The 13,586-nt window shown below is 56.6% G+C and carries 12 protein-coding genes and 3 pseudogenes; 6 read left to right on the top strand and 9 right to left on the bottom strand.

The annotated features are described in order from the left end of the window. Positions 1-75 precede the first annotated feature (75 nt). Together AB6803_RS26060 and AB6803_RS26055 are read right to left on the bottom strand one after the other, a co-directional pair. Entirely contained in the window at positions 76-1,254 is a 1,179-nt protein-coding gene (locus tag AB6803_RS26060) for an NAD(P)/FAD-dependent oxidoreductase (protein ID WP_371111617.1), read from the bottom strand. 40 nt (positions 1,255-1,294) lie between these two features. After that, positions 1,295-1,633: a tRNA-binding protein gene (locus AB6803_RS26055; RefSeq protein WP_371111616.1), complete on the bottom strand. Its 339-nt coding sequence runs from the start codon at positions 1,631-1,633 to the stop codon at positions 1,295-1,297. A gap of 164 nt (positions 1,634-1,797) precedes the next feature. Between AB6803_RS26055 and AB6803_RS26050 the strand changes: the two genes are divergently transcribed. After that, on the top strand, positions 1,798-3,255 hold the full coding sequence (locus tag AB6803_RS26050) for an NAD-dependent succinate-semialdehyde dehydrogenase (protein ID WP_371111615.1): 1,458 nt from the start codon (positions 1,798-1,800) through the stop codon (positions 3,253-3,255). Positions 3,256-4,032: 777 nt separating this feature from the next. Here AB6803_RS26050 and AB6803_RS26045 read toward each other — a convergent pair. The 3 genes and pseudogenes from AB6803_RS26045 to AB6803_RS26035 form a co-directional block, all read right to left on the bottom strand. Then, positions 4,033-4,611 (bottom strand): HD-GYP domain-containing protein, encoded by a 579-nt coding sequence (locus AB6803_RS26045; protein ID WP_371111614.1) that lies wholly within the window; start codon positions 4,609-4,611, stop codon positions 4,033-4,035. Positions 4,612-4,783: 172 nt separating this feature from the next. Continuing rightward, the gene (istB, locus tag AB6803_RS26040) at positions 4,784-5,578 is read right to left on the bottom strand and encodes an IS21-like element helper ATPase IstB (RefSeq protein WP_371111613.1); all 795 of its coding nucleotides are present in this window, start codon (positions 5,576-5,578) and stop codon (positions 4,784-4,786) included. Further along, positions 5,568-6,509 (bottom strand): annotated as a pseudogene (locus tag AB6803_RS26035) (IS21 family transposase); the annotation flags it as partial. The pseudogene AB6803_RS26035 and the gene istB, both read right to left, overlap by 11 nt. 134 nt (positions 6,510-6,643) lie before the next feature. Here AB6803_RS26035 and AB6803_RS26030 point away from each other — a divergent pair. After that, positions 6,644-7,625: pseudogene (locus AB6803_RS26030) on the top strand (IS110 family transposase). Positions 7,626-7,800: 175 nt separating this feature from the next. On the opposite strand, the pseudogene istA reads toward AB6803_RS26030, so the two are convergent. The 3 genes and pseudogenes from istA to AB6803_RS26015 all read right to left on the bottom strand — a co-directional run. Next, positions 7,801-8,403, bottom strand: a pseudogene (gene istA / locus AB6803_RS26025) (IS21 family transposase); the annotation flags it as partial. 134 nt (positions 8,404-8,537) lie between these two features. Next, complete coding sequence (locus AB6803_RS26020) at positions 8,538-8,885, bottom strand: hypothetical protein (protein WP_371111612.1); 348 nt, start codon at positions 8,883-8,885, stop codon at positions 8,538-8,540. Then, positions 8,857-10,086, bottom strand: coding sequence for an acyltransferase family protein (locus AB6803_RS26015; protein WP_371111611.1), 1,230 nt, complete (start codon positions 10,084-10,086; stop codon positions 8,857-8,859). The genes AB6803_RS26020 and AB6803_RS26015 overlap by 29 nt, the downstream gene beginning before the upstream one ends. A 356-nt stretch (positions 10,087-10,442) precedes the next feature. Between AB6803_RS26015 and AB6803_RS26010 the strand changes: the two genes are divergently transcribed. Beyond that, positions 10,443-10,628 (top strand): hypothetical protein, encoded by a 186-nt coding sequence (locus tag AB6803_RS26010; protein ID WP_371111610.1) that lies wholly within the window; start codon positions 10,443-10,445, stop codon positions 10,626-10,628. A gap of 137 nt (positions 10,629-10,765) precedes the next feature. Here AB6803_RS26010 and AB6803_RS26005 read toward each other — a convergent pair whose 3' ends face one another. After that, positions 10,766-11,005 (bottom strand): helix-turn-helix domain-containing protein, encoded by a 240-nt coding sequence (locus AB6803_RS26005; protein ID WP_371111609.1) that lies wholly within the window; start codon positions 11,003-11,005, stop codon positions 10,766-10,768. Positions 11,006-11,153: 148 nt separating this feature from the next. Here AB6803_RS26005 and AB6803_RS26000 point away from each other — a divergent pair, with 148 nt between their 5' ends. The 3 genes from AB6803_RS26000 to AB6803_RS25990 all read left to right on the top strand — a co-directional run bounded on the left by AB6803_RS26000 (position 11,154) and on the right by AB6803_RS25990 (position 12,805). After that, the gene (locus AB6803_RS26000; protein ID WP_371111608.1) at positions 11,154-11,405 is read left to right on the top strand and encodes a hypothetical protein; all 252 of its coding nucleotides are present in this window, start codon (positions 11,154-11,156) and stop codon (positions 11,403-11,405) included. Between the two features lie 428 nt (positions 11,406-11,833). Beyond that, complete coding sequence (locus AB6803_RS25995; protein WP_371111607.1) at positions 11,834-12,175, top strand: hypothetical protein; 342 nt, start codon at positions 11,834-11,836, stop codon at positions 12,173-12,175. A 303-nt stretch (positions 12,176-12,478) separates the two neighbouring features. Then, a complete protein-coding gene (locus tag AB6803_RS25990; RefSeq protein WP_371111606.1) occupies positions 12,479-12,805 on the top strand; it encodes a metallophosphoesterase in 327 nt (108 codons plus the stop codon). Positions 12,806-13,586: the final 781 nt, after the last annotated feature.

The raw sequence follows: 13,586 nt of genomic DNA, 5'->3' as shown, positions 1-13,586 counted from the left end.
GGGTAGACAGCGCCATTTGGGTTTGTGCAGGAACCGCCTGCCGATCGGCGATCCCTTGTTCAGATGAATGAAGGGTCAGGCGAATGCGTCGAGCGTACCGACCACGGGCTTGTCCCCACTTGCATCGACGACGCACGACCGGGCCGGCGATACGTTCTCCTCGGTGATGCCCAAGGCGGCTATGTCGGAAGGGATCTCGGCGCCGACGGCAAAGCTTGCCGCAAGCCGGGCCGCGGCGGCCCCGCCCATCACGCCATTGCCACCCTGACCCGCCAACCAGATGAAGCTATCTTCCTCGAGATCGCGGCCGATGACCGGCTCATGGTCTAGTGCGAAAGTCCTGAGGCCGCCCCACTTATGCTTGACGCTCTTCACCTCCATCGTTGTGAACGTGTGGATGCGGTCGATCGCGATTGCGACCTCAAGCTCGTCGGCCTGTGCATCGCAGGGTTCGGAAGGTGCCATGTCGACCGGCGAAACCATGATGCGCCCGGCTTCCGGCTTGAAGTAGAAGGTTTCAGCCACATCGAAAGTCATCGGCCAGGTTTGGATCGAGCTGCCCGCCGGCGGGTCGAATACAACCGCGGTACGGCGGAACGGGATGACGTTGCGATAGGACAGGCCCGCAAGTGTCGCTACTTCCTGGACCCAGCCGCCTGCCGCGTTGATCACGACCGGCGCTTCGAACGAGCCAGCAGGCGTGGATATGCGCCAAACACCATCCGCTCGCTTCAACGCCTCGACTCTCGCATTCGTAACCACCCGCCCACCACGAACGCGGAGCATTTTCAGATAGCCGGTTAACAGCGCGTCCGTGTCGATGTCCATGCAATCCGGCTCATAGAGGGCCGATACGAACTCGCTCGACTTTATGACCGGGCAGAACCGCAAGGCTTCGTCAGATGACGTTAGTTCGATCGTCGCCCCTCGACGAAGAAGCTCGTCTGCCTGGGCTTTCAATTTCGCTTGCTCGCCGTCGCGGGCCAAAAACAACGCACCACGGGGCGTGACGAGCGGGACGTCCGTGAAGCCGTCAGGAGGCGTCTCAAGGAACGACCGCGATGCCGTAACCAGCCGGCTCCACAGCGCCGGTCCATAGTTCTCTGACATCACAGCCGCAGAGCGTCCGGTCGAATGATATCCGGGAGCGGATTCGGCTTCGAGAACGATAACCTTCCCGTTCTCGCTCAGTTCATAAGCGGCGGAAGCTCCCGCGATCCCCGCACCAATAACAATAAAGTCAGCCGTTTCCATTCCCATTCCCCTTTGTGAGCGTTCGTTGCGACGCATCCGTTTAGAAGACAGCTTCGCCGATCGCGATATCATGCGTTGGCCGCAGGAGCTTGACGTTGCCGTTCGTGTCCTTGGCGCCCAGGATCAGGATTTCCGACTGGAAGCCTGCGATGTTGCGCGGCGGCATGTTCACCACGCAGGTCACGATCTGCCCGATCAGCTCTTCGGGGCTATAGCTGGTGATCTGGGCACTCGACCATTTGCGGCCGAGATCCCCGAAATCCACTTCAACCTTATAGGCCGGATGACGTGCTCGCTCGAAAGGCTGGACCGTCAGGACACGCCCGATACGGATATCCACCTTCGCAAAGTCGTCATATAAAATCTGAGCCTTTTCCATTGCCAACCTCACTTTCGAATTTGAGCCATTGTGCACCTGATCCGGCAGTGGCTTACGATGATTGGAGGGGGCAAATTTGATCGTTGCTATCAACGTTGCAGTTCGTTTCGGCAGATTGTGCCGCATGACCTGGAGAATGATGTCTCAAACATCTGGAGAACATCATGACCATAGCCCAGCAGCTGAAAGATCCGGCCCTTTTCACCGAACTCTGCTACATCGGCGGGGACTGGGTGGGTGCCGCGGGCAAAGCCACGTTTGCGGTCGACAACCCTGCAACGGGTGAGATCATCGGGCATGTACCCGAACTGGGCGCAGCCGAAACCGACAGCGCTATTGCTGCGGCGGATGCAGCATTCAAATCCTGGCGCAAGAAAACAGCCGGCGAGCGCGGCGCGCTCCTCGAACGTTGGTTCGAACTCATGATCGAGCATGCAGACGACCTTGCGCGGATCATGACGCTGGAACAAGGAAAGCCGCTTTTCGAAGCGCGCGGTGAAATCACTTATGGAGCGTCCTTCGTCAAGTGGTTCGCCGAAGAGGCGCGCAGGATCTACGGCGAAACCATTCCCGCTGCTTCGGCTGACGGACGGATCATCGTTCAGAAGCACCCAATCGGCGTCGTCGCTGCGATCACCCCGTGGAATTTTCCGAACGCCATGATCACGCGCAAGGCTGCCCCGGCTCTCGCCGCGGGCTGCACGATTGTGATCAAGCCGGCCGAAGCGACGCCGTTTTCCGCGCTTGCTCTTGGCGTTCTCGCCGAACGTGCGGGAATCCCTAAGGGCGTCATCAACATCGTAACTGGGAGACCCGCCGAGATAGGCGGCGCCTTGACCCGCAGCCCGATCGTCAGGAAGTTGACGTTCACTGGTTCTACACGGGTCGGAAAACTGTTGATGGAACAATGCGCTGCGACCGTTAAGCGGGTCGGATTGGAGCTCGGCGGCAATGCGCCATTCATCATCTTCGATGACGCCGATCTCGATGCCGCGGTGACCGGTGTGATGGCAAGCAAGTTCCGCAATGGCGGCCAGACTTGCGTTTGCGCCAACCGCATCTTTGTCCAGGAAGGCGTCTACGAGGCGTTCGCCGGTAAATTGGCTGCGGCGACCAACAATCTCGTTGTTGGCGACGGTCTGGTGGAGGGAACGACAATCGGCCCGATGATCAATCGCGCTGCAATCACCAAGATCCAGGAGCATGTCGACGACGCGACCGCGCATGGCGCATTCGTAGTCACCGGCGGCAAGCTTAGATCGGGGCTGTTCTACGAGCCGACTGTCTTGATTAACACGACGGTTGAAATGAGGATCGCTCGGGAAGAAACTTTCGGCCCGGTAGCGCCTCTCTTCCGCTTCAATACCGAAGACGAGGCCATCAATTGGTCGAACGATACGCCGTTTGGTCTCGCTTCCTATCTTTACACACGCGATATCTCGCGGGCGTTCCGCGTCGCCGAGGCGCTTGAATTCGGCATGGTTGGAATCAATGCTGGATCGGTATCGACGACGGCAGCTCCCTTCGGCGGCATCAAGGAATCGGGCCTGGGTCGTGAAGGTTCGCATCACGGGCTTGAGGAATTCCTTGAACTGAAAACCCTTCATCTCGGCGGCATCTAAAGGGTTCAATGCCATGGAACAGCGGATCTTGCCTCCCGATCTCGAAGATCCCCCAAGTCCAAATCCACATCGACAACGGGTGGCGGCGCTCACATTCGCGGCCTTCGTTCTCGCCTGCGTCGCAATTGTCGTCTGGGTCCAGGCCTGAACCATCGGTACTAGACAACGGAGCCTGGCGATTGACGAGCTTTCTTTTTTCCAATTGGAGCAGGCTAGCCGAAGCCTGAATTCTTTCTGCGGACCTGTAAGCGGCATCGACTGTCGCGCCGCGTTCGCCCGAAAAATATTGGGGCGCTTCTCCATATGTCGAAGCTGCACTTTGGCAAAGGCCGCCAAGCCGCAAGATCTGGACGATATAAAAAATTCCGAGTGGTCGCCCCTAGCCTTTGTATGGCGCGTCTTGGGAGCGGTGCTCCGTGGGACGCGAGGATCCCACGAAATGGGTTTGCGCGTGACGTCTCCGACAGAGTTGCCTTCTTTCACCAAGAGCTGATGGGGGAGATCGGACCGGTGAGGGACGTCATGACAAGCCCTACGTGCGAGCACCTGCAGCATTCCTTTGCCAAGTTGCGATAGCTATCTTTCCAAAAAACCGACTCCCAACGATATCGAATTCGATCGACCGATCCGCATGCGCCGCGCACCTTAGCCTGACCACACTGGCCGGTGCGCTCGGCATTACGCTCCAATAAGTATGGTGTGCTGCGGTCTTTTGCCGTTGCGTTTTCCCGCCAAAGCCAATGATGAAGTGTGGCACAATGGCATCTGATGCCCGATCTAATGCAGAGTGCCGTTGATGACCATCTTCGACATAAACGCTGACAGCAAGTTGGGGTCAAAATGTCCCGGCGAACGCATCATCATATTGACCGCCTCTCCCTGCGACCACGCAGGCTTGTATGGCCTGACTGTTGTCAACGCGTCGTAGACATCGCAAATGGCTGCAAGGCGCGCCTCGTAGGGTATTTCCTTCCCGGCAAGACCGCAGGGATAACCTGAGCCGTCGAATTTTTCGTGATGATAGAGGCAGATATCAAGCACCTCCTGCCGCGAATTTTCAAGGTGGGAGATCATCTCGTATCCTTGTCGAGGATGCGTTCGGACAAGGTCCATCTCGCCGGCGGTTAACTTGCCCGTATTCGCCAATATTGCGTCCGGCAGTGCCATTTTTCCAAGATCATGGACCAGCCCTCCGAGCCCGAATAGCCGCACATCCTCTTCATCATGCCCTAGGGCGCGACCGAACGCGACCATCAGCGCACTGACGGCCAACGAATGAAGAAACGTAACCTCATCTTTCTGCTTTAGCTTCGCAACCGCAATAAGTGCGCCCGCATTATTCACCGTCGAGGCCATAATCTTCTCGACCGCTGCCGTTGCGGCGTGCGCCTCAAACGTTCCGCCGATCCTTGCCGCAGACAGAACACCAAGGATGTGGGGCTTTGTGTCTGCTATGTGTTGGTTTTCACGCGGAACTGAGCCGGTTTTTCCACCGAGAAGTGAGCCACCTCTGAGTATGGTTTTCTGATCAGGGTTTGGTCAAGGGGTTGGGCTTTTCTCCTCTTTTTTGTGCTGCTGCGGCCGAGCTGGCTTTGAAGCGGAAGCTGTCGTTACCGGTTTCCAGGATATGACAACGGTGGGTCAGGCGGTCGAGCAGAGCTGTCGTCATCTTGGCGTCGCCGAAGACGGTTGCCCATTCGCTGAAGCTGAGGTTGGTGGTGATGACGACGCTGGTGCGCTCGTACAGCTTGCTCAACAGGTGGAAGAGCAGCGCTCCGCCTGAAGCACTGAACGGAAGGTATCCGAGCTCATCGAGGATCAGCAGATCGAGACGGACCAGCGCCTCGGCGATCTGGCCTGCCTTGCCCTTTGCCTTCTCCTGCTCGAGCGCATTGACCAATTCGATGGTCGAGAAGAAGCGGACTTTTCGGCGGTGATGCTCGATAGCCTGGACGCCGAGGGCGGTCGCGACGTGTGTTTTGCCTGTGCCCGGCCCGCCGACGAGGACAATGTTATGCGCTCCGTCCATGAACTCGCATCGATGCAGTTGGCGCACCGTCGCCTCGTTGATTTCGCTGGCGGCGAAGTCGTAGCCGGAGATGTCCTTGTAGGCAGGGAAGCGCGCAGCCTTCATATGATAGGCAATCGAGCGGACCTCGCGCTCAGCCATCTCGGCTTTTAGCAACTGGGACAGGATCGGCACGGCCGCATCAAAGGCTGGTGCTCCTTGCTCGATCAGGTCCGTGACCGCTTGGGCCATGCCATACATCTTCAGGCTACGCAGCATGATGACGACGGCGGCGCTGGCAGGATCATGACGCATGACGACCTCCCACAATCCGAACCCGCAAACCATCGTAGCGTTCTACATTGGCCTTGGGTTCAAGCAGCAAGGTCAGCGCCTGTGGCGTGTCGATGTCAGGACCGTCAGTCGTCTTCCCATCGATCAGACGATGCAGCAGGTTCAGCACATGCGTCTTGGTCGCGACGCCTTGATCCAGAGCCAGTTCCACAGCCCTGACGACAACCTGTTCGTCGTGATGAAGCACCAGAGCGAGGATGTCGGCCATCTCTCGATCACCACCGGGGCGGCGAAGCATCTGGTCCTGCAGTTGTCGAAAGCCCAGCGGCAATTCCAGGAAGGGTGCACCATTGCGCAGGGCACCGGGTTTGCGCTGGATGACGGCAAGGTAATGTCGCCAGTCGTAAATCGTCCTCGGCGGTTTGTCGTGGCTGCGTTCTATGATCCGCGGATGTTCGCAGAGGATATTGCCCTCGGCTGCAACGACCAGCCGCTCGGGATAAATCCGCAGGCTGACGGGCCGGTTCGCAAATGATGCAGGCACACTGTAACGATTACGCTCGAAGGTGATCAGGCATGTCGGTGAGACGCGCTTGCTCTGCTCGACGAAGCCGTCAAACATTGCGGGCAATGCCATTAAGGCAGGCTGCTCATCAGCCCAAACATCCGCGATCGAACCGGACAAGGTGCCATGCGGTGTCTCGCGCCACAGGTCCTGGCAATGCTGCTCCAGCCATGCGTTCAACGCCGCTAGATCTGGAAAGTCCGGCATCTGTTGCCACAGCCGTGGTCGGGCATCCTGGACGTTCTTCTCGACCTGACCCTTCTCCCAGCCTGCCGCTGGATTGCAGAACTCGGGCTCGAACACGTAGTGGCTGGCCATTGCCATGAAGCGGACGTTGACGTCTCGCTCCTTGCCACGGCCGACCTTATCGATCGCCGTGCGCATGTTATGGGATGGACGCCTCCCTCCGAACCTTCACAATGAAGGGCCAACAAAAGGAGGAAGTCATGACATTCGAACTGCTAGCCATCGATCTTGGAAAATCGTCATTCCATCTGCACAGTATCGCTTCGGATGGCACTATTCTTTCGCGTAAGGTCAGCCGATCGAAGTTGGCTGAGATGGTGAAAGCGATCGCTCCAAAGACGATCGCGATGGAAGCCTGTGCCAGCGCTCATCATTGGGGGCGGCAATTCAAGGCTGATGGGCGAGAGATCCTGCTTATCAATCCTCGCTTCGTAAAGCCCTTTGTACGCGGCTCCAAGAACGATGCGGTCGATGCCGCGGCGATCTATGAAGCTGCAACACGCCCGACTATGCGGTTTGTACCCGTCAAATCGACCGCGCAACAAGACCTTCAGTCGCTTCATAGAATAAGAGAACGCCTGATTGTTCAGCGTACCTCCCTGATCAATCACGCACGAGGCCTTCTCGCTGAATATGGAATCGTTTTACCGCAAGGACCGTGGCGCTTTGCTGCCCAAGCTCCGTTAGCCGTTAAGAATGGAGCTCTTTCCGATCTCGGGCGCGAGTTATTCCTCGAACTCCTCGACCAGCTCACCGATCTAAATGGGAGGGTCGCCAAACTCGACACGAAGATTAGCGAGATCTGCCGTGAACGAGAAGATTGCCGTCGTCTGTCCGAACTGCCAGGCGTCGGTCCGATCATTGCAACGGCACTCGTTGCTAGCGTTGAGGACGGACGTCACTTTAAATCCGGGCGAGAGCTGGCGGCTTGGATCGGGCTGGTCCCGCGACAATACTCGACTGGCGGCAAACCACGGCTTGGCGGAATTGGCCGCCGAGCGAACCATTATCTACGTCGCCAGATGATTCATGGTGCACGCGCAGTTATCAGCCGACTTGCCAGTCACGACGATCGCCGATCTCAATGGCTGAAAGAACTCGTCGCTCGCCGGGGATTTAATAAAGCGATCGTGGCGCTTGCCAACAAGACCGCGCGGGTAGCATGGGCCTTGCTCACGCGACAGGAGCGCTATGCCGCACAATAGTCATTTGCCAATCGTTGCCTATGAGGCAATGATGAATGCGAGTAAGAACTGATGGCGTAACGGCACGGACCGCAGCTTCGGATCCTGATTTACGACAAGGCCACAAAGGTCGATCATGTTATGAGGACAGAGGTAGCGGACTCCCATCAAGGCCAGGAGCGTGATCGCTCCAGCGATAGGCCGGATAGATTCACGCATCCAATGCCGAGTGCCGCCAAATGTTCATCTCGCCCGGGAGGCGTCCATAGATTATCGTAGATGCCGCGACCAGGCACACCGCCGAACACGCGGAACCCGTGCCAGTGGGCGTCGAAGAGCATCTCGTGCGTTTGCAGCAGGTAGGCTCGGACCAGAAAAGCTCGGCTGTGCGATAGCTTGATATGCGCCACCTGAAGCTTCGTGCGCTCACCGCCGATCACGGCATAGTCCTCACTCCAATCGAACTGGAATGCTTCGCCTGGGCGGAAAGATAGCGGAACGAATATGCCGCGGCCCGCCGTCTGCTGCTCAACCCGCCACTCACGGGCGAAGGCGGCGACCCGACCATAGGAGCCGGTAAAGCCGAGAGATACCAGATCGGCATGAAGCTGCTTCAGCGTGCGGCGCTGCTTGCGCGACCTTCCGGCCTCGGTCTTCAGCCAGGCCGCAAGCTTGTCGGCAAAGGGACCAAGCTTGCTCGGCCGCTCCGGTACCGTGAACGTCGGTTCGATCGTACCAGCGTTCAAATACTTCGCGATCGTGTTGCGCGACAAACCAGTATGCCGGCTGATCTCGCGGATCGACTGCTTCTCGCGCAGCTTCATCCGACGGATGATGTTTAAAAGTCCCATGTGGATCACTCCGTTGCCCCCGCCGCTCACCGCGTTGGGGGGAAGGTTCACATGGCTCAATTCTCAATGGAAATTATGCGCCTAACCGGCTCAGTTCCGCGTGAAAACCAACACGCTACGTCGACAAGTACGTGTTATGCGGCGGTATTTGCATCGGATTCCCAATCGAGCGGTATTTCGAATTTCAGAATATCACCATTACGGACGACAACAGTGGCGCCGGTGTCACCACGGCGGCGGTCGATTTCAACAACTGCCTCGTCAAAAACACTCAAGATATCACCATCCGTCCGACCTTTCTCAGGTTCATCCCCTTTCGATCCACTATCCCGTTTAAAGTGAACCTCAGCCGCTACGAAAAAAGAAAGGCGCGCTACGGTTCTCGGTGACTTTGATGGATCACCGCGAAATGAAAATCGAAGTGACAATAACGTGGAACTGAACAGAGCAAGCTTATTGGGCTTGAGAATTTCGGCGATCATCAGGAAGTTCGCCGATCGGCAAAAACTGATGCGCGTGCGAGAAGGGAGTTTCAGTACCGTTCGGCTTTAGCGCGGGCGCCGTTTCTGCTCTGGATGCTGCCCGACCCTCACGCGCTATCGTCCTGCCCGCCAACGAATAGCGCTTCCTGAGTGACAGAATGGGCTTCTCAATCAAGTGCCAGGAAGCAGCAGCAACGCAGAGGACGATGGTGCCCGTGATCAAAGTCAGCATGACAATGCCGACTACCGTGCTGACGAGGATCGGCGGCCCGAGCAGAATAGCGAGCTGGATGAAGGGAACGTGGTAGAGATAGACACCATAGGAATAATCGCCGCCCTCCAAAATCTTCGGTAGCGGCAGGCGCGACAGACCGGCATAGATGGTGATGTAGGTGAGGACCGGCATCAGCATCAGGCGGTTTGCGACACTTTCAGTTGCACTCACGTCGAGCAGGAGCATGGCCGCGAGTGCAACGGCAACGCAGGCAGCAAACAGCATTCTGCTCATCGCGATCCAGTCCCGCAACTGATAGGCAAGGATGCCGCACAGGAAGGCGGTGATCAGCTGGGAGCCGCGACCAACGAAGAGCGTATGTAAGCCCCAGAAGTCCCCTGCCTCGGCAGATGTGAAATGCTCGACCGCAAGGCCTGCGACCACAAAGATCGCTAGCAGCAGGACGGTTGCCAACGCCCGCCGCACCACACCTGTGACCATCATGACCGACATGATGATGTAGCAGTTGATCTCCCAGGGAATGGTCCACAGCGCCCCGTTGACCTGCCGCACCGGGTGGCCTGTGAAGACTCCTGGCAGTTCAAAATGCGCCCAGCCGATAATGTTCAGCATATAGGCGAAGAATCTCGCATCGGTGAAATAGTCGCCGAGCGGCAGCGTGGTGACGGCCGGGCCGATGATGAAGGCGCACACCAGAATGTCGACCGCAAGCGCCGGAACGATGCGCAAGGCGCGATTGAGGAGGAAATTTTCGAGACTAAGACGCTGCGCGCTGCCGGTGATCAGAAAGCCGCTCAGGGCGAAAAACATCGGCACCAGGCTGTATTCAAAGAACCATAACACCGGGCCGTGCGCCAGCGCCGAGTGACCGGAGTTGGTGAGAACGTGATAGAAGACAATGGAGAACGCCAGCGCAATGCGCAGAAAATTGAAGCCCGGCCCAAAGCCGCCATAGCCCGCCAGCATCGCTCCAAAGCTCTTCATCACACTCTCCGCAAGCCCGAAGCCGCCACGATGATACGGCGACGTATCTTTCGGATGCACCTTACGATGTCTTGTTCAATGAAAGGTTGAATATGCAACACTTACGTTTATTAAAATTGTCGCCTTGAGCTATTTGAACCGGCTGTTCCGTTGCTCCGAAGCATCAACTGGATTTCCGCACGAAGACCGTAAACCGTGGTCTTGAACGGAAACGAACCGCAGGCCCGGCAATAGAACATTAGGCCTTTGTCCAAGCACCTGATAAACTGGTAAGTATGGGCTGTCCGTTATCACCTACCCGGGCAGGAAATGCCGGCCCTTAAGAAGGAGAGCTCCTAGTGGGTTGGAAAACGCCAAAGATTGAATACGTGAACGGTTACAGGATTGTTGAAGTCGATGGCCCCATCTTCAAAGTCTACGAGGGCGACCGTCAACTCGGGGAAGACTTCCCCTATTCCGGTGAAGCGGCAGCCCACGCGAAATCTCTGCCGAGGCGGGACGCGTCACAGGAGTTGGCATGTTGAATATCAGTACGATTTGACCCTTTTTGCCACTTTCGCGTGCCCCTACCCGAGCGAAGAAAAGCGAAGTATCCCAACAAATTAGTAGTATCTACATGGGTCACCGCAAAATGCGCAATTGGATCACTCCCTGGCGGAAGTCAACAGGCTGGCTTCTCAGTGCGTCTCACGCGCACACCAAACCAATCGTCACCTTCAACAATAAATTCAATGCCAGCCTCTTCCAATACCGTACGCAGATGATCAAGGGTTGATTGCTTGAGCTCTTCGCCCCGTTCGAGTCGAACAAGCGTATTGGTCGAAACCCCTGCCCGCTCGGCAAACTCGACAATACCCCAATCTAGAGCCGCTCGCGCCATACGGAATTGAACCGCCAACATTTAAAATCGCCATTTTTTGGCGAAACGCATTGCTCCGCCAAGTTTTCAGGTTACAATCGAAAATTTGCCGAATTGGCAGACGGCCAAGCCGGGCGTTCGTACCGCCCTGCCTGACCTAACCACAACCTAGCTATCTGGAGCTTGGATCATGGCTGATTCTGAGAATAGCAGAACTTTGCCCGTAATTACCCGTAGAAAAGAAAACCCGGAACGCGGCACGGCAGAAAACCTGCCACACATCATCGACTGTGAAACGGCTCCGAAAATTCACCCCTTTCGGACGACATCTAATCTATTGAGTTCAAATAGCAATTTTTCAGGATTGCGGGGTCAGCGCCAGCAATTAGTTGACCCTAGCCAATGTCTCAATTTTCTAAGCGCTTCCAAATGGTTGTGGTAAACACTCATGGGGTGAATGCTCGGAGCCGTTTCACAGGCTGGTGTGGGAACTGCCGCAAACGCTCCGCCGATCGAGATGACGTCAAGTCCCATCGCTATGATCTAACGCTGTTCGACAGGTTCGTCGGCCAGATGCCCCGGGCCTGAGCAGAGGCCGTGGGCCGTCCTACGTCATCGGCGCCTTGCAGGTCATCCTATATATGATAATGCATGTCGTCCTACGCGTGGCGTAGAAAACGTCTACATATCAATATGTTATATGTGAGATGGCAAACGATCCTATGTCGACGTTCGGGAGTTTCCGGACACGCCATCAAAGGCTCGCGGATTTTTCCCTGAGCCCTCTCGCCACAGTATCAAAGAAACGAGCAGAGCAGGTGAGATTCGGGTATAGGTAACTGCACCTATTCCTGTCTGGAAGCGCCCAATATGACTGACGTGACTGACATCGCTGCATCGGAGGCACTGCTGATTGCCGTTTCCGACCAGATCGCTGAGATCGGTATCCTTCTGAACGAAGCAATAAGTGAGATAGTGACCACTTCAATCAATTGGCATGAGACGATAGCCGCGATGCGCGGCGAGATTTGCCAAAAGACTGCAGATCTCGCATGCAAAATTGACGTTGGACCCGAGCGGGACTTTGTTCATGCCGAGGTGCACAGACAGGTTCAAACTCTGTTTGACGAAATATTGACAGTGATCGACAACTGGGCGCTCCGGGTTATGTCTCCCGAGTCGTCGAAATCCGGCGCGCGCAACCTGCACTGAGCGGCCAAGCACGTCCGTTTCAATCCTGACACAGGCTTTTCCGCCGATCCTCAAGGACTGACATACCGTGTCGATCAGCTTGATTCAGCGGAATCAATTCTCATGTAGAGATACGGTTTATTACCTGCCAGTATCAGTGGAATCTTTCAGATTGACCGGAATGCGCCTTCTGTGCGGTCATAGTCTGACTTGTCGCGAGCGGTTGTGTCTCGAGCCCATCGAGCATTATTGCTAGGCTCTACAGCGTCTTCCGAAGACCGACATTCGACCCTATGGTGGAACAACGAGTTTAGGAGGTGCAAAATGATCGTCGCGCAGGTTTCCGATATTCACGCTGCGCCGGGCAACGACAACATGTCGCGTCTCGCTCGCGCTGTGTCATGGCTTGCCGAAGTCAAGCCTGATGCTGTCGTGGCTTCCGGAGACCTTATCGATGAGGGATGGATCGAGGGATATGCTGAGATCGGGAGTCGCCTTAATGAGCTGAATTGTCCTGTTTTGGTGGTGCCAGGAAATTCAGACAATCGGCATGCGCTTAGCTCGGCGTTCACCAACCGTCACGGTCAGGTCGACAACTGCGAAGCTGTTCATTTCAGAGCCGAGTTTGGCACAATTCGGTTGTGGGATTAGACACCAGCCTGTCTGGATCGGCGGCTGGTGACGTCGCCCAACATCTGGACTGGCTGAAACAAGCTCTGGATTTGCCAGGAGCACAATCAACGCTCATCTTTACGCACCACCACGTCGTGCCATGCGGGATTCCACCGATGGACGCGGTGATCGCGCAGGGACGAGAGGAGCTAAGTGCACTGTTGACCCAGCGCTCCCTCAGACCACTAGCAATCTCGTCCGGTCACGTACACCGACCTATGAGCGCGGCATTGGCGGCAATTCCTACTCACATTTGCGGGTCGATCTGCGCCGCAAACCCACTTTGGTTTGGAGGCCCTAGCGTTCCTGCCGTGAATGATCCACCGATGATTATGGTTCATCGGTTCGCAGCTGATGGACTGGTCAGCAGTCACGTAGGCGTCTGAACCCGCTTAGGGCCGAACTCGGACCACATTGCGAGACGTTTGGATGTCGGCTCTCGCCCTACGGCACCCCAACATCGGACAGTCCCCTCACGGCCACAAGCAGCCGTTCTTTGTAGAATGCCTTTCAATTCCTGGCGTCGTCCAACTGTCATTTTTGGGGAGCATTCTAAGATCAGCAGCGATTGATCGAGCTGGACCGGGTGCGCGGCCAGGAGGTCTCAATGGCGCAGACGCCTGACAGGATGCTCATCAGCGAGACAGCTTGGAAAAGGCTTTGGCCCGCGAAGCCGTCATTCGGGGCGTTGGTGCAGCGATCGCCGTGTAAGCGGACGTCTGTCTTTGATGCCTTTGCTACTCGGTAGCTTGTCTGTACC

It is taken from the genome of Rhizobium sp. RCC_161_2 (assembly GCF_041355235.1).
In the GTDB taxonomy this organism is placed as follows: domain Bacteria; phylum Pseudomonadota; class Alphaproteobacteria; order Rhizobiales; family Rhizobiaceae; genus Rhizobium.
This window is presented reverse-complemented; position numbering and strand designations above follow the sequence as displayed.